General features: G+C 55.2%; 17 protein-coding genes. 3 read left to right on the forward strand and 14 right to left on the reverse strand.

Translation table 11 applies throughout. The features are described 5' to 3' along the window. Positions 1–205: 205 nt before the first annotated feature. Positions 206–1,132 carry a GGDEF domain-containing protein gene (locus D777_RS04945; RefSeq protein ID WP_036129256.1) on the forward strand — a complete coding sequence of 309 codons (927 nt, stop codon included), beginning with the start codon at positions 206–208 and terminating at the stop codon, positions 1,130–1,132. Here the strand turns inward: D777_RS04945 and rluB are convergent. The 13 genes from rluB to sdhC all read right to left on the reverse strand — a co-directional run bounded on the left by rluB (position 1,129) and on the right by sdhC (position 16,339). Then, complete coding sequence (rluB, locus tag D777_RS04950; protein ID WP_036129259.1) at positions 1,129–2,097, reverse strand: 23S rRNA pseudouridine(2605) synthase RluB; 969 nt, start codon at positions 2,095–2,097, stop codon at positions 1,129–1,131. The two genes, D777_RS04945 and rluB, sit on opposite strands and share 4 nt — an antisense overlap. 36 nt (positions 2,098–2,133) lie before the next feature. Next, positions 2,134–2,763, reverse strand: coding sequence for an SMC-Scp complex subunit ScpB (gene scpB / locus D777_RS04955; protein ID WP_036129260.1), 630 nt, complete (start codon positions 2,761–2,763; stop codon positions 2,134–2,136). Between the two features lie 42 nt (positions 2,764–2,805). After that, a complete protein-coding gene (locus D777_RS04960) occupies positions 2,806–3,636 on the reverse strand; it encodes a segregation and condensation protein A (RefSeq protein ID WP_036129263.1) in 831 nt (276 codons plus the stop codon). A gap of 57 nt (positions 3,637–3,693) precedes the next feature. After that, positions 3,694–4,908 carry a tryptophan--tRNA ligase gene (locus tag D777_RS04965; protein WP_081849466.1) on the reverse strand — a complete coding sequence of 405 codons (1,215 nt, stop codon included), beginning with the start codon at positions 4,906–4,908 and terminating at the stop codon, positions 3,694–3,696. A 120-nt stretch (positions 4,909–5,028) separates the two neighbouring features. After that, positions 5,029–5,901, reverse strand: coding sequence for a succinate--CoA ligase subunit alpha (sucD, locus tag D777_RS04970; protein ID WP_036129269.1), 873 nt, complete (start codon positions 5,899–5,901; stop codon positions 5,029–5,031). Continuing rightward, a complete protein-coding gene (gene sucC, locus D777_RS04975) occupies positions 5,901–7,067 on the reverse strand; it encodes an ADP-forming succinate--CoA ligase subunit beta (protein ID WP_036129272.1) in 1,167 nt (388 codons plus the stop codon). The genes sucD and sucC overlap by 1 nt, the downstream gene beginning before the upstream one ends. 196 nt (positions 7,068–7,263) lie before the next feature. After that, a complete protein-coding gene (gene lpdA, locus D777_RS04980; protein ID WP_036129274.1) occupies positions 7,264–8,706 on the reverse strand; it encodes a dihydrolipoyl dehydrogenase in 1,443 nt (480 codons plus the stop codon). A 35-nt stretch (positions 8,707–8,741) separates the two neighbouring features. Beyond that, entirely contained in the window at positions 8,742–9,959 is a 1,218-nt protein-coding gene (gene odhB / locus D777_RS04985; RefSeq protein WP_036129277.1) for a 2-oxoglutarate dehydrogenase complex dihydrolipoyllysine-residue succinyltransferase, read from the reverse strand. 25 nt (positions 9,960–9,984) lie between these two features. Further along, on the reverse strand, positions 9,985–12,822 hold the full coding sequence (locus D777_RS04990) for a 2-oxoglutarate dehydrogenase E1 component (RefSeq protein WP_036129280.1): 2,838 nt from the start codon (positions 12,820–12,822) through the stop codon (positions 9,985–9,987). Between the two features lie 309 nt (positions 12,823–13,131). Then, positions 13,132–13,836: a succinate dehydrogenase iron-sulfur subunit gene (locus tag D777_RS04995; RefSeq protein ID WP_036129283.1), complete on the reverse strand. Its 705-nt coding sequence runs from the start codon at positions 13,834–13,836 to the stop codon at positions 13,132–13,134. Positions 13,837–13,850: 14 nt separating this feature from the next. Further along, positions 13,851–15,623 (reverse strand): succinate dehydrogenase flavoprotein subunit, encoded by a 1,773-nt coding sequence (sdhA, locus tag D777_RS05000; protein ID WP_036129285.1) that lies wholly within the window; start codon positions 15,621–15,623, stop codon positions 13,851–13,853. Between the two features lie 3 nt (positions 15,624–15,626). Then, positions 15,627–15,971: a succinate dehydrogenase, hydrophobic membrane anchor protein gene (gene sdhD / locus D777_RS05005; protein WP_036129287.1), complete on the reverse strand. Its 345-nt coding sequence runs from the start codon at positions 15,969–15,971 to the stop codon at positions 15,627–15,629. Then, entirely contained in the window at positions 15,965–16,339 is a 375-nt protein-coding gene (sdhC, locus tag D777_RS05010) for a succinate dehydrogenase, cytochrome b556 subunit (RefSeq protein ID WP_036129290.1), read from the reverse strand. Before sdhC ends, sdhD begins: the two co-directional genes overlap by 7 nt. Before the next feature lie 478 nt (positions 16,340–16,817). On the opposite strand from sdhC, the gene gltA reads away from it, so the two are divergent. Further along, the gene (gene gltA / locus D777_RS05015) at positions 16,818–18,092 is read left to right on the forward strand and encodes a citrate synthase (protein WP_036129292.1); all 1,275 of its coding nucleotides are present in this window, start codon (positions 16,818–16,820) and stop codon (positions 18,090–18,092) included. Between the two features lie 230 nt (positions 18,093–18,322). Further along, positions 18,323–19,198: an NAD(P)-dependent oxidoreductase gene (locus D777_RS05020; RefSeq protein ID WP_036129294.1), complete on the forward strand. Its 876-nt coding sequence runs from the start codon at positions 18,323–18,325 to the stop codon at positions 19,196–19,198. 37 nt (positions 19,199–19,235) lie between these two features. Here D777_RS05020 and topA read toward each other — a convergent pair whose 3' ends face one another. Continuing rightward, on the reverse strand, positions 19,236–21,881 hold the full coding sequence (gene topA / locus D777_RS05025; RefSeq protein WP_036129296.1) for a type I DNA topoisomerase: 2,646 nt from the start codon (positions 21,879–21,881) through the stop codon (positions 19,236–19,238). Positions 21,882–22,036: the final 155 nt, after the last annotated feature.

Below are 22,036 nucleotides of genomic sequence, written 5' to 3' on the forward strand. Positions count from 1 at the left end.
CAATGCCCTTGTCGGACATTTTGACTGGCCGACGTCCGGGAGCGGCAAATAACTGCCGGATTTTTGACGATAGAACGGCTTTCAACGCCAACATTGACGATCATGTATGAAGTATCTCTCCTATCATATTGTTTATTATCATTTTATATTTTTAGGCATGGGATATGCTGAAACAGGGTAACTGACATTGATCGAGTAGATTTCCGTGAAACAGATTACCAGCATCCACACCTCTTCCTCGCAGCCTCAGAAGCTTGCCGCATTGCGCCAGGCACACCAGGATTGGGTATCTGCGCCGGACGTTCTCACGCGACTGACCCGCCGACTCTCCACAACCCTTTCCCTGGAAACGCAGCTGGGCGTGCTCGCAGACGAACTCGATCAGATTATCCCCTTCGATTCACTACAGTATCGCCACAGAATCGCGAACCAGGATTTTGTCTTCTCTACCGGCATGGGTGGCCCCCATCGCTGCGAATACCGCTTGAATCTTGAAGGGGAGCACTACGGCACCCTCACCCTCAACCGTAGACAGCGATTCTCAGAAGAAGAGCTACAGGGAATTGAAACCATCATCAGCGTCGTTATCTGTCCTCTGCGCAATGCCTGCCAGTTCCTTGCGATCGAGCAGACAGCGCTGACGGATGCACTGACTGGCGTTGCCAACAAGCGCGCGCTGGATGCTGAATTATCCCGCTCCGGACAACTCGCCGACAGACATAATCAGGAATATTCCCTCATTCTTTGCGATCTTGACCACTTCAAGGCAGTCAACGACAAGCATGGTCATGTCGTCGGCGATCACCTTCTCCAGATGGCGGCAAGTGCCATGGAGCAATCGCTGCGGACGTCCGATAGCATCTATCGATTCGGTGGTGAGGAATTTGCCATACTGTTGCCGCTGACAGGAGAGCGTGACGCTCGCGACGTGGCCGATCGCCTTCGTCATGCCATAGGTGGCATCCGGATCGACTGCGGCGGCGAGGCACTGTCTGTTACAACGAGTTGCGGGGTTGCCACTCATCTACACGGAGAGACAAGCGAGCAGTGGCTCGCCAGGGCGGATGAAGCGCTCTACCAGGCAAAACACCATGGGCGTAACTGCACCCAGGTGTTTGCCTCCATACGCTAGGACCGTTTCTTACCGGATTTGGGGCCACCGGTGCGGCGACTTCCAGCGGACTTGCCGGGTTTACTGTCACTCACCTGCCACCGACCGCCGGCCGGCTTGCGGCTTCGAGCAGGGCCTTTTCGACGCTGGCGTTCCTGAGCGGCTTTTTCGTTGGGTGTCTTTTGCGGTATTTCGACCGGCGCCAGATCAACGGTGCGACTCAGCGTATCCACCGCCTTCTGATCCAGCTCTTCCCACTTTCCGAGCGTGAGCCGGCTTGGCAGGAAAATCGGCCCATAACGAACACGTTTCAGGCGGCTGACTTTGACGCCCTGGGATTCCCATAATCGCCGAACCTCACGATTACGACCTTCCAGCAGCGTGACATGGAACCACCGGTTCATGCCGCTTCCGCCCGCTGGCGAAATATCGGTAAAGCGTGCCATCCCGTCTTCGAGAAGTACGCCTTCCAGCAGCCGATCCAACATAGCATCGTCGACTTCACCGAAAATACGTACCGCGTATTCGCGATCGATCTGTCGGGACGGATGCATCAAACGATTGGCAAGTTCTCCGTCCGTCGTGAACAGCACCAACCCGGTGGTATTGATATCCAGGCGCCCGATGGATATCCAGCGATGTTCCTTGAGCCGCGGTAAACGATCGAAAACCGTCGGGCGTCCTTCCGGATCCTTACGTGTCGTCACCTCGCCCTCGGGCTTGTTGTAAATCAACACCCGCCGCACCACTGCGGCTGCAGAGGAGACATCCAGACGCCTGCCATCAAGCTCGATCTGGTCTTCAACGGTCGCCTTCTGACCGGGGGTGACCACGACACCGTTTACAGTCAGTCGACCAGCTTCAATCCAGCCTTCGACCTCTCTGCGGGACCCAACACCGGCACGGGCCAGGAGTTTTTGAATACGTTCCGGCTCCTTATGACTGACAGGATCGCCGGCAGGCTTTTTTGGGCGTTGTGACGCCATGAATAAAATCCTTAGGTATGTGACACGCTAGCGGTGTCAGTGAAGTGTCTGCTCATCCGAGCTGTCACCCTTGGGGGATTCAAACTCGATCTCACCTTGCATGTTCTTCTCAATTTCCCGGCCGATCTCTTCGAGATCCCGCACTTCCGAAAGCGGCGGCAACTGATCCAGACCGTTCAAATTGAAATAATCGAGAAACTGCTTCGTGGTGGCATACATGGCCGGGCGCCCGGGTACATCACGGTGCCCGACAACACGCACCCACTCTCGCTCAAGTAAGGTACGAATGATATTGCTGCTAACCGTAACACCACGGATATCCTCGATTTCACCTCGGGTGATGGGTTGCCGATAAGCAATCAACGCCAGCGTTTCAAGTAGCGCCCTGGAATAGCGCTGGGGCTTTTCCTCAAAAAGGCGCGCAACCCAGGTGGCATATTCCTCACGCACCTGTAACCGGTAGCCGCTGGCAACCTGTTTTAGCTCGAAGCCCCGCCCCTCACAGGCCTGCTCGAGCATGACCATGACGTGCTCCATAACCTGCTTGGCGGGGCGCTCATCTTCGGTGAACAGCTCTCGCAGCTGTTCGAGCGAGAGGGGCTTCCCCGAAGCCAGTAATGCCGCTTCGACAATGGCCTGAATACGTCGCAGATGTTCGTCACTCATAACCGTCTTTCCGCTTACCGGTTCTACTCACAGATGAAGGAATCAATCCGCCGCGCGAGCCCGGACATGAATCGGCCCGAGCACTTCCGCCTGGACCAGTTCGATCAACTGCTCCTTGACCAGCTCCAGCGTTGCCAGGAACGTCACGACCACGCCAAGCCGCCCCTCCTCCGGAGTAAACAGGCTTTCAAAGCTCACAAACCGGTCGCCCTGAAGTACCGAAAGGATGCCAGACATCCGTTCCCGGGTAGAAAGTTTCTCCCGTTCAACATGGTGACTGGTGAACAGGTCTGCACGTTGCAAGACGCCCCGGAGAGCCAGAAGGAGCTCTTTCATGTCCACATCCGGATGCGGCTGGCTGGAAGGCAACTTGGGCAACGCCGCAGATGCCGCGAAGTTATCCCGCTCCAGCCGAGGCATCGTATCAATATCCTCGGCAGCCTTCTTGAATCGTTCGTACTGCTGCAATCGCCGAATGAGCTCCGCTCTTGGATCGAGCTCTTCGTCGTCTTCGCTTTCCTGCCGCGGAAGAAGCATACGGGATTTGATTTCCGCCAGCGTTGCTGCCATGACAAGGTACTCGGCCGCCAGCTCAAAGCGCATCGCCTCAACGACGTTGATGTAATCCATGTACTGGCGGGTAATTTCGCTGACATCAACATCCAGAATGTCCATGTTCTGGCGACGGATCAGATACAGCAAAAGGTCCAGCGGCCCTTCAAAGGCCTCGAGAAAGACAGCCAGCGCGTCAGGCGGAATGTACAGGTCCTTGGGAAGGTCCACCACGGGCTTTCCAGACACGAGCGCAAGGGCCGACTGATCCTCAGCCGGCTGCTGCTCTGCTTCTGATGTAACCGTGGTGTCGTCCGTCATACCCTCTCCCCGGGAAAAGCCGAAGCCTTTCCCGGCACGTTACCCCGAACTCGAGGATCAGCGATATTGCAGCCCCATGGCTTCCCGCACTTCTTCCAGGGTATCCCGGGCCGCATCCCGCGCCTGCTCACGCCCTTCCTGAAGGATAGAGTGAACCAGATCCGGGTTGCCCTCATATTCCCTGGCCCGCTCGTGGAGAGGACACTGCTCTTCAATGATGGCATCGATCAGGGGTTTCTTGCAGTCCAGACATCCGATACCCGCACTCCTGCAGCCAGTCTGTACCCATTCCTGAGTCTCAGAGTCCGAGTAAATCTGGTGCATACCCCAGACCGGGCATTTCTCCGGATCACCGGGATCGGTGCGCCGCACACGTTGCGGGTCTGTCTGCATCTTGCGGACTTTGTCGGCAACACTGTCAGGCTCTTCCCGCAAACCAATGTAGTTATTGTAGGACTTGGACATCTTCTGCCCGTCGAGCCCCGGCATCTTCGATTCCGGCGTCAGCAACGGCTGAGGTTCCGGCAGGATGACCTTGCCACCGCCCTCGATGTAACCATACAGGCGCTCACGGTCGCCAAGAGATATGTTTTGCTGCTCCTTGAGAAGCGCACGAGCTGTCTCAAGCGCTTCCATATCGCCCTCTTCCTGATAGCGCTTTTTAAGATTGCGATACAGCTTGGCGTTTTTCTTACCCATCTTGCCGATCGCTGCTTCCGCCTGTTCTTCGAAGCCAGGCTCACGACCATAAATATGGTTGAAACGACGGGCAATCTCCCGGGTAATCTCGACGTGAGACACCTGATCTGCGCCCACCGGCACCTTGCCAGCCCGATACATCAGAATATCGGCACTCTGCAGCAGCGGATACCCCAGGAAGCCGTATGTCGCGAGATCCTTTTCCCGTAGCTTTTCCTGTTGATCCTTGAAGGTGGGGATGCGCTCCAACCAGCCAAGCGGCGTAATCATCGACAGCAGCAGGTGCAACTCGGCGTGTTCGGGCACCTGTGACTGGATGAACATGGTGGAGGAACCAGGATTCACACCGGCCGCCAGCCAGTCGATGACCATATCCCAGACACTCTGTTCGATGCCGGAGGGATCGTCGTACTGAGTGGTCAATGCGTGCCAGTCCGCCACAAAGAAGAAGCACTCGAATTCGTGCTGAAGTTTCACCCAGTTTTTCAGCACACCATGGTAGTGGCCAAGGTGAAGCTTGCCGGTCGGACGCATGCCGGACAAAACTCTTTGCTGGGAATCTACAGAACTCAAAGCGCGAACTCCTTCTTTTTAAATGTAATCCGCCATGATTGTTCACGGCGATTGCGCATTATAAATAAAAAACCCCCGCACTGCAGAGCAGAAACGGGGGTTTCGTGAAAGAAGACGGACTTACCAGCCAGTTACTTCCTTCAGTGCCTTACCGATCTCGGCGAGACTACGCACGGTTTTTACGCCTGCGTCTTCCAGAGCAGCAAACTTCTCGTCCGCAGTACCCTTACCACCGGAGATGATCGCACCGGCGTGACCCATGCGCTTACCCGGAGGCGCAGTCACACCCGCAATGTAAGAAACAACGGGCTTGGTCACGTTTGCCTTGATGAAGGCAGCGGCTTCTTCCTCGGCGGTACCGCCGATTTCGCCGATCATAACGATGGCTTCAGTTTCCGGATCTTCCTGCAGAAGTGTCAGGATATCAATGAAGTTGGAACCCGGGATCGGGTCACCACCGATACCCACACACGTGGACTGACCGTAACCGAAGTCCGTGGTCTGCTTGACCGCTTCGTAAGTCAGAGTACCGGAACGGGAAACGATACCAACCTTGCCCTTCTTGTGGATGTGACCAGGCATGATACCGATCTTGCACTCGTCCGGAGTAATCAGACCAGGGCAGTTCGGACCAATCATGCGAACGCCTTTACGATCAACGTATTCTTTGGCGTACAGCATGTCGATGGTCGGAATGCCTTCGGTGATGCAAACAATCAGCTCAATGCCAGCATCTGCAGCTTCGATGATGGCATCTTTACAGAACGGAGCCGGTACGTAGATCACGGACGCCTGGGCGCCGGTCTTTTCAACTGCTTCACGAACGGTATTGAATACCGGCAGACCCAGATGCTCTGTGCCGCCTTTACCGGGGCTAACGCCACCAACCATCTGAGTTCCGTACTCAACGGCCTGCTCAGAGTGGAAAGTACCCTGTGCGCCGGTAAAGCCCTGGCAGATAACCTTGGTGTCTTTGTTGATCAGGATGCTCATTACTTACCCCCTGCGGCTTTAACGACTTGCTCTGCGGCATCCGCCAGACTGGTGGCGGCAATGATGTTCAGGCCACTTTCGGCGAGTACCTTGGTACCCAGCTCCGCATTGTTGCCTTCCAGACGAACCACAACGGGTACTTTTACACCAACTTCTTTAACGGCACCGATGATGCCCTCTGCGATCATGTCGCAGCGAACGATGCCACCGAAGATGTTGACCAGAACCGCCTGAACAGCGTCGTCGGACAGGATGATCTTGAACGCCTCGGATACGCGCTCTTTGGTCGCGCCGCCGCCTACGTCCAGGAAGTTTGCAGGCTGGCCTCCGGACAGTTTGATGATGTCCATGGTACCCATGGCCAGGCCAGCGCCGTTAACCATACAACCGATGTTGCCCTCGAGGGCGACGTAGTTCAGCTCCCACTTGGCCGCTTCGGCTTCACGAGCGTCTTCCTGTGAAGGATCGTGCATCTCGTGGATCTTCTTCTGGCGGTAAAGCGCGTTGCCGTCGATACCCACTTTGGCGTCCAGGCAGTGCAAATCACCAGCCGGCGTGATGACCAGCGGGTTAATCTCTACCAGAGCGAGGTCGCACTCTTCGAAAAGCTTGGCCAGACCCAGGAAAATCTTGGTGAACTGACCGATCTGCTTGCCTTCAAGACCCAGTTTGAAAGCCAGCTCGCGGCCCTGATACGGCTGTGCGCCGACCAGCGGATCGATTTCCGCTTTCAGGATCTTTTCGGGGGTCTCTTCAGCCACTTTTTCGATTTCAACGCCACCTTCGGTGGAAGCCATGAAAACGATACGACGGCTGCCGCGATCGACAACGGCACCGAGGTACAGTTCTTGATCGATGTCGGTGAGGGATTCAACCAGAATCTTGCTTACCGGCTGGCCATTTTCATCAGTCTGGTAAGTTACCAGGTTCTGGCCCAGCCACTTCTCGGCAAACTCGCGAATTTCGTCTTTGCTCTTGACCAGCTTTACACCGCCAGCCTTACCACGGCCACCTGCGTGAACCTGAGCTTTGACAACCCAGCCGTCACCGCCAATTTCGTCTGCTGCTGCGACAGCTTCCTTCGGAGTATCGCAGGCAATGCCCTTGGATACGGGCAGACCGTATTCAGCGAACAGCTGCTTGCCCTGATATTCGTGCAAATTCATAGTTAGTGTCCCGTCTTTTGATGGAGGATAACCACGTACGGATATGAACCCGCGGGCATGCCGCCATTGACATACCTGAAGCGAATTCTGTTTAGCGAGTCAGGGATCACCCGAACCCGCTTGTTACGCATCCGAAATGCTGCCTTTATGATGGCAGCGGGGCGCCGTATTTGGCGCCCCGAATTTCAGAACCGCGTTACTTCTTTTTGCGGCGGTTAGCGATATGAATCGCTCCGCCAGCAACGCCCAGCGCCGCTTCGTGCACAGACTCAGACAGAGTCGGGTGTGCGAAACAGGTAAGAGCGAGATCTTCCGCGCTGGAACCGAATTCCATGGCGATAACGCCCTGGGCAACGATTTCAGACGCTTGCGGACCACTCACGTGGAAGCCCAGAATACGGTCAGTCTTCGCGTCTGCGATGATCTTAACCATACCTGATGCCGCGTTGGCAGCCATGGCGCGGCCATTGGCTGCAAACGGGAAAGTACCCACGTTGTATTCTTCACCCTCGGCCTTGAGCTGCTCTTCGGTCTTACCGACCCAGGCAACTTCAGGGAACGTGTAGATAACGTTCGGAATGCAATCGTAATTGACTTGCGGCTTGTGTCCGGCAATGCGCTCAGCGACAACAACACCCTCTTCAGAGGCTTTGTGTGCCAGCATAGGACCGCGTACAACATCGCCAACCGCCCAAACACCCGGTGCTTCGGTTTTGCAGTTGTCATCCACGAAGATAAAACCGCGCTCGTCCATACTGACACCGGAATCCTCAGCCAGAGCACCGTCGGTGTACGGACGACGACCAACCGCAACAATCAGCTTGTCGAACTTGGCTTCCTGCTTGCCCTTGCTGTCTTCGTAGGTCACGTTAACCAGCTTGCGCTTCACCTCTGCGCCGGTCATACGAGCGCCAGTGATGATGTTCAGGCCCTGCTTCTTGAATTGCTTGAGCGTGTCCTTGGCAATTTGCTGATCGACCGCGGGCAGGAACGTATCCTGAGCTTCCAGAACGGTCACTTCAGAGCCCAGGCGAGCCCAGACACTGCCCAGCTCAAGGCCGATCACGCCGGCACCGATGATACCCAGACGTTTCGGAACTTCCGTGAACTCTAACGCTCCCTCGGAATCGACGATGTATTCGCCGTCGAACGGAGCGGGCGGAATCTCAATCGGCTTGGAGCCGGTCGCGATGATGACGTTATCCGCTTCATAGGTACTGGTCTTGCCATCCTTGTCGGTGACTTCAACCTTGCGACCTGCCAGCAGTTTGCCGTGACCATGAATGGAGGTCACGCCGTTGGCCTTGAAGAGACCTGCAATACCACCGGTCAGCTGCTTCACGATGCCGCTTTTGCGTTCCATCATCTTCGCAACATCGATTTTCACGCCACTGGTCTGAATGCCGAAACCATCGAAATCATGGCTTGCTTCTTCAAACTTGTGGGTGACTTCCAGCAGTGCTTTGGACGGAATACAACCTACGTTCAGGCAGGTACCACCGAGCACCTGGCTTTTGCCGTCCGTTGACGTCCAGGATTCAACGCAAGCGGTTTTCAGACCCAACTGAGCCGCTTTGATCGCTGCCACGTAACCACCGGGGCCCGCACCAATGACAATAACGTCGTACTTATCAGACATAATCTATCCCGTTTCCTGATTCGTTGAATATTGGTTTACACGTCCAGCAGGATACGTGCGGGGTCTTCCAGCATTTCTTTGATAGCGACCAGGAACTGCACTGCTTCCTTACCATCGATCATGCGGTGGTCGTATGACAGCGCCAGGTACATCATCGGCAGGATTTCTACCTTACCGTTGACCGCCATCGGACGCTCCTGAATCTTGTGCATGCCCAGGATGGCTGTCTGTGGTGGATTCAGGATCGGCGTGGAAATCAAGGAACCGAAAATACCACCGTTGGTGATGGTGAAAGTACCTCCGGTCATCTCCTCGATGCCGAGCTTGCCTTCTTTCGCCTTGGTACCGTATTCAACAATCTTCTTCTCGATATCGGCCAGGCCCATGGCGTCGGAATCACGGAGTACGGGCACAACCAGGCCGCGGTCGGTAGAGACAGCAACGCCGATGTCCTGATAGCCGTGGTACACCATGTCATTGCCGTCGATGGACGCGTTCACGGCCGGGAAGCGCTTGAGAGCTTCGGTTGCCGCTTTGGTGAAGAACGACATGAAACCGAGCTTGATGCCGTGGCGCTTAACAAAACTCTCCTGGTACTGTTTGCGCAGCTCCATGATCGGAGCCATGTTCACCTCGTTGAACGTGGTCAGCATGGCGGCGGTCTGTTGAGCATCCACCAGACGCTTGGCGATGCTTGCACGAAGGCGAGTCATCGGAACGCGTTTCTCGGCGCGCTCGCCCTGGGCAACATTCAACTCAGCCGCCGGTGCTGCCGCCGCTGGTTTGGCAGCGGGCTGGCCTTTGTTGCTGTCGATAAAGCTCTGAACGTCTTCCTTCGTCACGCGACCGTCTTTACCGGAACCTTTTACTGCGTTCGGATCAACGTTGTTTTCGTCAGCCAGCTTACGGGCAGCCGGGCTCAGAATCGCGTCACCGGAAGACGCTTCCTTGGCTTCTTCGGCCGGAGCCTCTTCAGCAGCCGGCTTACTTTCGGCGGGTGCGGCGGAACCCGCCGCGCCTTCCTTGAACTTACCAATGACCTCACCGCTCTCTACGGTATCGCCTTCACCCTTCAAGACTTCCTCGATAACACCATCAGCAGGTGCTACCACCTCAAGTACGACCTTGTCAGTCTCAATATCGACAATCAGCTCGTCGCGGGAACAGGCTTCACCCGGCTGTTTGTGCCAGGTCGCGACGGTACCCTCTGCGACCGACTCCGGGAAAACGGGGGCTTTAATCTCAGTTGACATTACAATTCCTTAGTTCGGTAGCTCGTCAGATTTCAAACGCGTCGTTAACCAGACTCTTCTGCTCTTCAATGTGGACAGACATGTGTCCGCACGCAGGAGCAGCCGAAGCCTCACGACCGGCATACTGGAGGTACAGCTTGGGGTTCAGGCGTTGCAGTGCATTACGCATGTGATGCTGACTGCAATACCAGGCACCCTGGTTCATCGGTTCTTCCTGACACCAGACAACATGCTTGAGCTTCGGATACTGGCTCAGCAGTTCGTCGAGGTCGTCCGCCGGGAACGGATAAAGCTGCTCGATACGGAGGATGGCTACATCGTCGCGCTCGTCAGCTTTTTTCTTTTCCAGAAGATCAAAATAGACCTTGCCGCTGCACATGATCAAACGGGTGATCTTCTTCGGATCGGAAGGCTCTTTCTCCGGCAATACCGTCTGGAACGTACCGCTGGTGAGATCATCAAGGTCAGACACGGCTTCCTTATGACGCAGCAGACTCTTTGGCGTTATTGCTACCAGAGGCTTGCGCAGTGGCCGCTTGACCTGCCGACGCAACATGTGGAAAACCTGCGACGGCGTGCTCGGAACGCACACCTGGATGTTGTGCTCGGCACACAGCTGCAGATAACGCTCAAGCCGCGCAGAACTATGCTCCGGCCCCTGCCCCTCATAACCATGAGGCAACAGGAGAGTCAGGCCACACAGACGGCCCCACTTGTGCTCACCGCTGGTCAGGAACTGGTCGATAACGACCTGCGCACCGTTGGCGAAGTCACCGAACTGGGCTTCCCAGACTACCAGCCCATTCGGCGAGGTGGTGGAGTAACCGTATTCGAACGCCATGACGGCTTCTTCCGACAGCAAGGAGTCATAGAGCTGGAAGCTCGGCTGATCCTCCGAGAGCTGCTGCAATGAAATATGGGTGGAACCATCTTTCTGGTTGTGCAGCACCGCATGCCGGTGAGAGAAGGTACCGCGACCGACGTCCTGACCGGTAATCCGGATGGGATGCCCTTCCGTCAGCAATGACGCATAGGCCATCATCTCGCCGTAACCCCAGTTAAGACCAAGGGCGCCTGCGGTCATCTTCTCGCGGTCGTTAACGATCTTGGAAACCTGGCGCTGAATGCTGAAGCCTTCCGGTACCGAGGTAATCTGCTTACCCAGTTTCTTGATGGTCTTCAGATTCACACTGGTTTTGCACTTGGCTGTCCACTCGTGCCCCAGGTAAGGCGTCCAGTCGACGTAAAGCTCGGTGTTCGGCTCTTTGACCAGTGACTTGACCACGTGCTCGCCTTTATCCAACGCGTCACGGTAGTCAGTTTCCTTGTGCTTCGCCTCTTCCTCGGTGATCACACCGGCAGCAACCAACTGCTCGGCGTAAAGCGCGCGCGTGGTTTTGAGCTTACGGATCTTGTCGTACATCAGCGGCTGGGTTGCTGCTGGTTCATCGGCCTCATTGTGGCCCCGACGACGGTAGCAGACCAGATCGATGACCACATCGCGCTTGAACTCATTGCGGTAGTCCATGGCCATCTGGGTGACAAACATCACCGCTTCCGGATCATCCGCATTGACGTGCAGGATAGGCGCCTGAACCATCTTGGCGACATCCGTACAATACTCAGTCGAACGAGCATCTTCCTGCTTGCTGGTGGTGAAGCCAACCTGGTTGTTGATCACGATGTGGATGGTGCCGCCGACACCATAACCACGAGTCTGTGACATCTGGAACGTTTCCATGACCACACCCTGACCGGCGAAAGCCGCATCACCGTGCATGACAATGGGAACTACCTGGCTGCCATCCGTATCACCACGACGGTCCTGGCGGGCCCGAACGGAGCCCTCAACCACCGGAGACACGATTTCAAGGTGCGAGGGGTTGAACGCCATCGCCAGGTGAACCTCACCACCCGGAGTCATAACGTTGGAAGAGAAGCCCTGGTGATACTTGACGTCACCGGATCCGGAGTCCGCCAGTTTTTTCCCCTCGAACTCATCAAAAAGTTCTTTCGGGTTTTTGCCGAGTGTATTTACCAGTACATTCAGTCGCCCGCGGTGTGCCATGCCGAGCACGATTTCCTTCGCTCCATAGGAGCCTGCACGCTGGATCAGCTCATCCAGACAAGGGATCAGGCTTTCGCCACCCTCAAGACCGAAACGCTTCACGCCCGGATAACGGGAGCCAAGATATTTCTCCAGCCCCTCTGCCGCAGTCAGGCGTTCAAGGATGTGCTTACGAGTAGACGCTTCGTACTCTGGCCGTGACCGGACCGGCTCCATACGCTGCTGGAACCAACGCTTGATGCGGGTATCGACGACGTGCATGTACTCTGCGCCAATACTCTGACAATAAGTTTTGCGAAGCCCATCTACGATGTCCGAGAGTTTCATGGTCTCGGAACCAAAACTCAGAGAACCGGTCTGGAATTCCAGATCAAGGTCGGCCTCGCTGAGTTCGTGGAATTTGGGATCGAGATCTTCTACCGGTTCGCGTTGCCAAACACCGAGGGGGTCGAGTTTGGACTCCTGATGACCTCGGAACCGATAGGCGTTGATCATCTGGAGAACACGAATCTGCTTTTTATCGGCATCTGAGGTCGCTGAGGCAGGAACGCCGCCAGAAACCAGAAAACGCTGATTACGGGAGATGTGCTCGAATTGTTCGCGGATTGAAGAGTGAACGACGTCCTGGCCATGATAGCCATCAACACTGGGCAACTTATCGAAGTAGCTGCGCCACTCTTCAGGTACGGCGTTGGGGTCTGTCAGGTAGGTCTCAAAAAGCTGTTCAACGTAGGCAAGATTTCCACCTTGCAGGTGGGAAGTCTGCCATAACTGCTCCATGATGCTTTCGTGCATTTGAATAGCTCACCTTGGGCTGGTGCGGGGAGCCGGTATGGTCGGTCAGGGGTAATTCTCAGTCAATACGCGTTATTACGGCATGACTTTAACCACCACACGCGACATGGATGTTTTCCTATCCCCAGTGGTTTTTATACTCGGCAATTCCGCGGAGGAATTTTATAAACTCCAGCCACGGCTTGCGTAGTTTGCACCCATGTAATACTTATGACTATAAGCCTTTGGTTGAAGGCCCTGCGCCGTTGCAGGGCCTTCTGGGTGCTAATCTGGTCAGAACAGTATAGCGGTTGCTGAGAATTCTGCTGCTTAAGTAGCCCGTTGCAGCAGGAGGTTCCGAATATGGCCGATAGCCCTTGTGGGGTTCAGGCCTTTCGGGCAAACACTGACACAGTTCATGATGCCGCGGCAGCGGAAAACGCTGAACGGATCATCGAGATTGGCAAGACGCTCGGGCTGAGCGGTATCCCGGCTGTCAGCCAGGAAGCGGTAGGCCTGCAGGAGACCGGCGGGACCGATGAACTTGTCCGGGTTCCACCAGAACGACGGGCAAGAAGTGGAACAGCATGCGCAGAGAATACACTCGTACAGGCCGTCCAGCTTTTCACGATCTTCCGGAGTCTGCAGACGCTCAATGGCCGGTGCCGGGTTGTCGTTGACAAGGTAAGGCATGACCTTCTCGTACTGCTTGTAGAAAAGGCTCATATCCACAACCAGGTCACGAATAACAGGCAGACCAGGCAGAGGGCGCAGAACGAGCTTGCCATTCTTGACCACTTCGGACACCGGAGTGATGCACGCCAGGCCGTTCTTGCCGTTCATGTTCATACCGTCCGAACCGCACACACCTTCACGACAGGAGCGGCGATAGGCGACAGTCGAGTCCTTCTCTTTTGCAAGAGCAAGGACATCCAGAACCATCAGATCCTTGCCTTCCGGCAACTCGATCTCAACGTCCTGCATGTAAGGGGCGTTATCGGTTTCCGGGTTATAACGGTAAAGGCTTACCAACATATCGTACTTCCCCCTTAGTAAGTCCGGATTTTCGGCTCAAACGTGTCGACGGTCTTCGGAGTGAAGTTTACGTCACGCTTACCAACCCGCTTGTCCAGCGGGAAGTACATGGAATGCTTGAGCCAGTTGTCATCATCACGCTCGGTGAAGTCATTACGGGCATGGGCACCACGACTTTCCTTACGCTCGATGGCCGACTTCGCTGTCGCATACGCAACCTCGAACAGGTTATCCAGCTCGAGCGCTTCGATGCGCGCTGTATTGAAGGCGTTGCTGGTATCGGTCAGCTTGGTCTTGCGGACCCGCTCGCCGATTTCCTCGAGCAACTTGAGCCCCTTCTCCATGCTATCGCCGTCACGGAATACACCGAAGTACAGCTGCATGCAGCTCTGAAGATCCTTACGCACCTGCGCAACATCTTCACCTTCAGAGGCACTGTTCAGACGATCAAGACGGGCCATCGCACGTTTGATGTCTTCCTCGCTGGCGCCATCAACCTCAAAACCGCCACGAAGCTGCTCTTCAATGTGGAGACCGGCCGCACGACCAAAGACCACAAGGTCAAGCAGAGAGTTGCCGCCCAGACGGTTGGCACCGTGAACGGATACACAGGCTGCTTCTCCACAAGCAAACAGACCCGGAATCGGTTTGTCGTTGCCATTCTCGTCCTGGGTCAGAGCCTGACCACCAACGTTGGTCGGAATACCACCCATCATGTAGTGACAGGTCGGAACAACCGGGACCGGCTCTTTAACAGGATCCACATGGGCGAACGTTTTCGACAGTTCGCAGATACCCGGCAGACGCAGATTCAGGGTTTCTTCACCCAGATGATCCAGCTTCAGCAGAACGTGATCTTTCTCAGGACCGCAACCACGACCTTCCAGGATCTCAAGAACCATGGAACGGGCAACAACGTCACGACCAGCCAGGTCCTTCGCGTTCGGAGCGTAACGCTCCATGAAGCGCTCACCCTCGGAGTTGATCAGGTAACCACCCTCACCCCGACAACCTTCGGTCACCAGAACACCTGCACCGTGGATACCGGTCGGGTGGAACTGCCACATCTCCATATCCTGAACCGGATAGCCGGCACGCAGCGCCATACCGATACCGTCACCGGTATTGATCAGGGCGTTTGTGGTTGAGGAGTAGATACGGCCAGCACCGCCGGTTGCAAGAACGGTCGCCTTACACTTGATGTAGGCTACTTCGCCGGATTCAATTTCGATGGCCACAACACCAACGACTTCGTCTTTGCTGTTTTTGACCAGATCGACCGCATACCACTCATTCAGGAAGGTGGTGCCGCCCTTGAGGTTGGCCTGATACAGCGTGTGCAGCAGCGCATGACCAGTACGGTCTGCAGCGGCACAGGTACGGGCAGCCTGACCACCCTTACCGAAGTCCTTGGACTGACCGCCGAACGGACGCTGGTAGATGCGGCCCTGCTCGGTACGGGAGAACGGTAGACCCATGTGCTCAAGCTCAAAAACAGCCTGAGGACCTACGGAACACATGTATTCGATCGCGTCCTGGTCGCCGATGTAGTCGGAGCCCTTGACGGTGTCATACATGTGCCAACGCCAGTCATCGTTGGGATCGGCACTCGCAATCGCACAGGTGATGCCACCCTGAGCGGAAACGGTGTGCGAACGCGTGGGAAATACTTTTGTAATACACGCAGTATTGATACCGGATTCGGTCAACTGCAGGGCGGCTCGCATACCGGCACCGCCGCCACCGATAACAATCGCGTCATAAGACATGGTCTTGATATTCGACATTACTTAAAGCCCCCAAAGAATCTGAATGCCCCAGACCACATATACGAACATGGTCAATCCACACGCTGCCTGAACCAGGAACCTGGGACCCATCGCCTTGATGTAGTCTGTCGTAACGGTCCACAGGCCGACCCACGCGTGGGCGCCAATTGACAGCAATGCCAACAGACTAAAAATACGGAACCATGTCTGGTCAAAGAGAGAGGACCAAGTTTCATAGTTGACGTCAGTGGTCACCATGAAGCCAAGCAGAAACACTGTGTACAACGCCAGTACGTAGGCGGTTACCCGCTGGATCAGCCAGTCGAAAACACCACTGCGACCCAGGTTCGTGACGCTATTTACCATACCCAGACTCCTGCCAGAACGATGAGAATGACGGAAACCACAATAGTAATCTTCGCGGCGAGGCGGCCGCTCTCCAGATCTTCACCGATACCCATGTCCATAAACAGGTGCTTGATACCTGCAACAAGGTGGTAAAGCAGAGCAGACAAGATGCCCCAGATAATCAGCTTGGCAAGGAAGCTGTCCAGCAGTTCACTCACACGACCGAAACCTTCTTCCCCAGACAGGGAAAGCTGCAATCCGTAGAGCAGGAACGCAACACCGACAAAAATGATAATGCCGCTGACGCGATGCAATATGGATGTAATGGCTGGCAGTGGGAAATGAAACTTGCCGAGATCGAGATTTACTGGTCGTTTGCTATTCACAGCGCTCTCACACTCTCTCTTGGTACCGCGAAACCGAAAAACCGGATGCGGATAGTTGGTATGTAAGGATCAATATGCAGTTACGAAACCGGCATACGATTGGCTCAGGAGGGAGGCTCACACCAGTATGAACTGCCGACAGGCGTCGCCAGCTACCGGGTGTATCCCCGTTTCCGGGCTACGGATTATAAGGAGTACCCGTAGTAATTACAAACCTGCAACAAGGCGCGACCCCTGATTTGGCGGGGCCAGCAGCAGCTATAAGGATTATTGACAAATCAGTTTTGTGCCCGAAAGCGCCATTATTCGGGTTATCACGGATTTACAGGAAAAGCTAAAAAGTGAGTTTTCCGCCCTCTTCCATTGACAAAAAAAGCCAACGCCCTATATTTTGCCGCCAGTTTTGCGATAATACGCGCCTTCTAGCGCATCTATAAATGCAGAAAAAGCTGTTTAAGCTGATAAATAGGAGAGCACCATGACCGACAGGAAAGCCAAGCTCTCGGTGGGAGACAAGTCCATTGAGCTACCGGTATATTCCGGCACCGTCGGCCCTGACGTTATCGACGTACGAGGCCTAGTCCAGGAAGGCGTTTTCACTTACGATCCAGGATTCGTATCCACAGCAGCCTGCGAATCGGCCATCACATATATCGACGGCGCAAAGGGCGTTCTGCTGCATCGCGGCTACCCTATTGATCAGCTCGCAGAGCATTCAGACTACCTCGAAGTCTGCTACCTGCTCCTGAACGGCGAATTGCCGTCTGCAGAGGAAAACAAGCGTTTCCACGACACCATCAAAAACCACACCATGCTGCACGATCAGATGCGCAATTTCTTCCACGGCTTCCGTCGTGACGCGCATCCCATGGCCATCATGTGTGGTGTTGTCGGAGCCCTGTCTGCGTTCTACCACGACCAGATGGACGTGACCGACGAGCATCAGCGCCAGATTACGGCTCACCGCCTGATCGCGAAAATGCCAACGATCGCCGCCTGGTGCTACAAGTACAGCCTCGGACAGCCGTTCATGTACCCGCGGAACGATCTATCCTACTCCGAGAACTTCCTGCAGATGATGTTTGGCGTTCCCTGCGAGGAATATAAGCCGAACCCGATTCTCGCGAAGGCAATGGACAAGATCTTCATTCTGCACGCAGACCACGAGCAGAACGCGTCCACCTCAACCGTCCGCCTGGCCGGCTCTACCGGCGCGAACCCTTACGCCTGCATCGCCTCCGGCATCGCGGCCCTATGGGGTCCAGCGCACGGTGGCGCTAACGAAGCGGTTCTGGACATGCTCGCCGAAATCGGTGACGAAGCGAACATTGAGCAGTTCATCGAAAAAGCCAAGGACAAGGACGACCCGTTCCGCCTGATGGGCTTTGGCCACCGCGTTTACAAGAACTTCGATCCGCGCGCCAAGGTGATGCGCGAGACCGCACATGAAGTTCTGCAGGAACTCGGCCTGGAAAACGACCCACTGCTGAAAATTGCCCAGCGCCTGGAGCAGATTGCCCTGGAAGACGAATACTTCGTAGAGCGCAAGCTGTACCCGAACGTCGACTTCTACTCCGGCATCATTCTCAAGGCGATCGGTATCCCGACCTCCATGTTCACAGTGATCTTTGCCATGTCCCGCACCATTGGATGGTTCTCTCACTGGAACGAAATGGTCAGCGGCAACTACCGCATCGGTCGCCCACGTCAGCTGTATACCGGCTCCGACAAGCGCGACTATCCGAAGAAGTAAGCCCCTCAGGGACCTACTCCAAGGAAACGAAAAGGCCGCTGACATCAGCGGCCTTTTTTGTTCAGTATCTCGCTCTGAAGCACCCGCATTAACAACACGGCACATAGGCAATTCATCGTAGATTTGCCAAAAAACACCTCAACTAGGCTATTCTCGCCTTACGCTAAAGATCACGAACACCTCGGAATATCACTCACCAAACCGTCACCTGATTTAGAGGGAGTATAGCAATGACAACAACCGCCACCTTCATTGGTCTGGGCGTTATGGGGTACCCAATGGCCGGTCACCTTGCCAATGCAGGCATCTCCGTACGGGTCTGGAACCGCAGCCAGGGCAAGGCCGAGCAGTGGGCAAAGGACTACCCCGGTAAAGCCTGTGCATCCATTGCCGAGGCGGTGAAAGGAGCCGACTTTGTGATGACTTGTGTCGGGGCCGACAAGGATCTTGTGGAGGTCTATGAAGATGATTCGGGCATTATCGCCAATGCTCCGGAGGGTGCCATTCTTATTGATCACACGACCGCCTCCGCCAGCATCGCAGAGCGCCTCGCGAGTGCCGCCGCTACCAGAAACCAACCATTTATTGATGCCCCCGTGTCTGGCGGCCAACAAGGTGCCGAAAATGGCCAGCTGACCATCATGTGCGGTGGCCCGGAGGCGGCATATGAAAAAGCCCGCCCGGTCATGGATCACTACGCCAGGGCACTGAATCTCATGGGTCCAGCAGGCAGCGGACAGAAAACCAAGATGGTGAATCAGATTGCCATTGCCGGTTTGGTACAGGGGCTGTCCGAGGCACTGCATTTCGCCGAGCAGGCCGAATTGGATGTTAGCAAGGTGGTGGACGTTATTTCCAAAGGTGCCGCTCAGTCCTGGCAGATGGAAAATCGCTCGGGAACCATGATCGCGGGTGAATTCGAACACGGATTTGCGGTTGACTGGATGCGAAAGGATCTTGGCATCTGCCTGGACGAGGCCAGAAAGGTCAAGGCATCGCTGCCAGTAACAGCGCTGGTAGACCAGTTTTATGCCGATGTTCAGGAGATGGGAGGACAGCGCTGGGACACGTCTTCCCTGATACAGCGGCTGCGCAAATTCCGTTAACCAGACAAAAAAAGGGGGCCAAGCCCCCTTTTTTAACTTACTTTTTCGACTTTTCCTGCGGCTGCCATTTCCCGTTGACGTACCAGGCCGACCAGCCGGTCGCCTTGCCATCTTTCTCTGACATAACGTACTGCTCCTTGGATTTCCGACTGAACCGGATAACCGTCGGATTCCCCTCCGGGTCGGTCTCGGGCGCCTCCATCAGAAAATCGTACTTGGGGTCGATTTCCTTGCGATGCGGTTTAATCTCTTTGACAAGAGGTGGCCGGGTTTCCCGGTTTTTCGGGAACTTGCTTGCTGCCAGGAACAGACCTGACGCACCATCCCGCAGCACGTAGGTATCTTCAACCTTCTGGCACTGAAGCTCGGGCATCGGCACCGGATCCATCTTGGGCGGCGCAGGCTCACCATTCTTCAGCAACTTACGAGTGTTTTTGCACTCAGCATTGGTGCATCCAAAGTACTTGCCGAAACGTCCTGTTTTGAGCTGCATTTCCGAGCCACACTTGTCGCATTCCAGTGTGGGACCGTCGTACCCCTTGATCCGGAACGTACCGGTTTCAATTTCATAGCCTGAGCAGTCCGGATTATTACCGCACACATGAAGCTTGCGAGTCTCATCAATGAGATAGCTGTCCATGGCAGTACCACACTTTGAACAACGACGCTTTTTACGGAGAAGACGAGTTTCACCCTCACCTTCCACATCGTCATCCGCGCTCACCACTTCATCGCCGGATACGAGGTTGATCGTGGTCTTGCAGCGCTCTTTGGGTGGCAGAGAATAGCCCGAACACCCGAGGAAAACCCCGGTGCTGGCAACCCGAATCTGCATGTTTCTGCCACAACTCGGGCACGGGATATCCGTCTCCGTTGGCGTGTTGGCGCGCATGCTTCCGTCGCCGGAACCTTCCGCCGATTCCAACTGCTGCCGGAACCGACCATAGAAATCATTCAGAACCTTCTTCCATTCAACATCCCCCTCAGCGATCTCATCCAGCTCATCTTCCATTTTGGCCGTGAAATCGAAATCCATCAGATTCGGGAAGGATTCTGACAAGCGCTCGGTAACAATCTCCCCCATTTTCTCGGCATAAAAACGCCGATTCTGGAGTCGGACATAGCCACGATCCTGAATGGTCGAAATAATCGAAGCGTAGGTAGATGGACGCCCAATACCCTGCTTTTCAAGCTCCTTGACCAGGCTGGCTTCCGTGTATCGCGGAGCCGGCTTGGTGAAGTGCTGACTCGGATCCAGTTTCTTGAGGTCGAGCATATCGTCAACCTGGATATCCGGCAGAGCAACGTCCTCGTCTTTTTTGGAAGACTGAGGCGCGGCTTTCAGGAACCCCTCAAACTTGATGATTCGGCCTCGGGTTCGGAGTTCGTATTCACCGTTCGCGACGACGATGGATGTACTGAGGAACTCCGCATCGGCCATCTGGCACGCAATAAACTGGCGCCAGATCAGGTCATAGAGCTTTTCAGCGTCCTTCTCGAGGCCACTGATATCCGCCGGCCGACGGGCTACGTCAGTAGGACGAATCGCCTCGTGAGCCTCCTGAGCGCCTTCTTTACTACCGTATACCCTAGGCTTTTCCGGAAGGTACTTCTCACCAAACTGTTTGCTAATGAAATCCCGGCACCCAGCCACCGCCTCCTGGCTGAGGTTAGTGGAATCGGTCCGCATGTAGGTGATAAAGCCGGCCTCATACAGGCGTTGCGCCAACATCATGGTTTTCTTGACGCTGAAGCCCATGCGATTGCTGGCGGCCTGCTGCAACGTCGAGGTAATAAACGGCGCCGAAGGACGTGATTTGGTTGGCTTGTCTTCACGCTTGGCGACCCGGAATGAGCCAGCCTTCAATCGTGCAACATGATCGTTGCTCTGGCTTTCGTTCTCCGGTCGGTAATTCTTGTCCTGATAGCGTGTAACCTCAAACCGAACCTGCTTTTCGGCCTTTTCCGGAAGCAGATCCGCGTGCAATTGCCAGAATTCCTCTGGCACGAATTTTCGGATTTCCCGCTCACGTTCGACGATGAGCCTCACGGCTACCGACTGCACTCGGCCCGCAGACAGACCACGGGCAAGCTTGGCCCACAACAGCGGAGACACCATATAGCCGACCACGCGATCCAGGAATCGGCGCGCCTGCTGGGCGTTTACCCTATTATTATCGAGGGTACCAGGGTCTTTGAACGCTTCCTGAATCGCTCGCTTGGTAATCTCGTTAAAAACAACACGGCGATATTTTTCGGGTTCACCACCAATGGTTTCCTGGAGATGCCAGGCGATCGCCTCCCCTTCGCGGTCCAAATCCGTCGCGAGATAGATGTGGTCAGCCGACTTTGCGAGACGCTTGAGCTCGCTCACCACCTTTTCTTTCCCCGGCAAGACCTCGTATCGGGCATCCCAGTTCTTGTCCGGATCAACCCCCATCCTGGCAACCAGCTGCTCCCTGGCCTTGCGCTTCTTGTGGGCAGCCTTTTCCTCCGGACTCATCTTCCGGGTGATGGCCGCCTGTCTCGCGCGCTCTTTCGGATCGCTCTGGGAACCACTTCCACTGACAGGAAGATCACGGATGTGCCCTACGCTCGACTTTACAATAAAGTCAGAGCCCAGGTATTTATTGATGGTCTTCGCTTTCGCTGGTGACTCGACAATTACGAGACTTTTACCCATATCGGAGATCTGTATCCTTGGCGATAAATCGGTCAATTAATCAGCAAACCGTAAACTCGCTGTAAAATCAGTCGGCTAGAAAACACACAAGCGCCGCCATTCTGTATAGGCTCACTGTTTTACAGGGTCAAGAATAGCAAGACAACCCATTCTTT

It is taken from the genome of Marinobacter nitratireducens (genome assembly GCF_000708045.1).
Classification (GTDB): domain Bacteria; phylum Pseudomonadota; class Gammaproteobacteria; order Pseudomonadales; family Oleiphilaceae; genus Marinobacter; species Marinobacter nitratireducens.